The organism is Acidithiobacillus concretivorus (genome assembly GCF_018853445.1).
Lineage (GTDB): Bacteria > Pseudomonadota > Gammaproteobacteria > Acidithiobacillales > Acidithiobacillaceae > Acidithiobacillus > Acidithiobacillus concretivorus.
The window spans coordinates 1-1,204 of sequence record NZ_JABELD010000096.1; the positions used below are offsets into that span (position 1 = coordinate 1).

The 1,204-nt window shown below is 49.5% G+C and carries 1 protein-coding gene and 1 pseudogene; both read left to right on the forward strand.

The genetic code is table 11. The annotated features are described in order from the left end of the window. On the forward strand, positions 1-951 hold a 951-nt coding region (locus tag HJG40_RS11715; protein WP_215864363.1), incomplete at its 5' end, for a DUF3034 family protein. A gap of 22 nt (positions 952-973) precedes the next feature. Next, positions 974-1,204: pseudogene (locus HJG40_RS11720) on the forward strand (group I truncated hemoglobin); the annotation flags it as partial.

Sequence of the window (1,204 nt, forward strand, 5' to 3'; positions counted from 1 at the left end):
TTTGGTCAGGGCCGCATTTTGGGCACTGGCGCAGTAACAGCGATAGACGGTGCTGCCGGTGGTGGTATTAACCCCTGGGCAGTGATTTCGGGTTATGGCACCAATCAGCAAATTGGCGCGACCGCTTTTTATTCACATGTATTGCTGAACAACTATAACTTGAACGCTTACGGCGCATCGGTCGGTTTGTTTAACCGCATTGAAGTTTCTTTTGCCCGGCAGGGGTTTAGTTTAGGTAATACGGGGCAAACGCTCGATCATCGTATTCTTAGTGTTGTGAGCGGATCGTCGGTGCCTTTAGGGACTTCCACGACTTCTGCTGCGCTTGGCCTGAGCGGACCCGCATTTTTTGGCAGCAACTATGATCTGAATCAGGACATTGTCGGTTTAAAGGCAAGACTTTTTGGTAATATTATCTATGATCAAAATTGGTGGGAGCCGCAAGTATCCGTCGGCGTGGATTTCCATCATAATGAGATGCCCAAAAATCTGGCGGACACTTTGCATGTGAAGCGTAATGGCGTCAGCTACTACTTGTCTGCGACCAAGGTCTGGATCAACGGTTTGTTTGGTTTGACGACATTAGCGGACGTGAATATTGATGTGACCAATGCGAACCAGCAAGGCTTGTTAGGTTTTGGGGGTGTCAATGGCATGGGCTACAAGGTCGTACCCGCAGCTTCAGTAGGCGTCTTTCTGAATCGACATGTTGTGTTGGGTGCGGAATATCGCGGTATGCCACAGAACCAGCTGATTGCCCCGTCGAGTGGTGCGGGTAATTTCAGCACATTGGGAAATGCAGTATCCAAGACGAGCGCCTGGAAAGACGTGTATGTCGCCTGGTTCCCCTACAAGCAGCTCTCGCTAACGGCGGCCTATGTGGATTTGGGCACTATTGCTACCGAAAAAAACCAAAATGGTCTGTATTTATCTCTGACCAGCAGCTTCTGACCTAATTTAAGAGGAGTTTACCATGTCATTTATACCAACCTCTTCCCGTCTTTCGGCAGTAGCCAAGGGTGTCGCTTTGGCGGCAGGGTTTACGGCTGTTACCATGATGGGAATTTCGACCGCATCCGCTCAGGATTACTATGCCCAGTACGGCGGCAAGGCGGGTATTACTAATCTGATCAATACGTTTGTGGGTAATGTGGCTGCAGATCCGCACATCAATTACTACTTCGCACATACCAATATCCCCCAC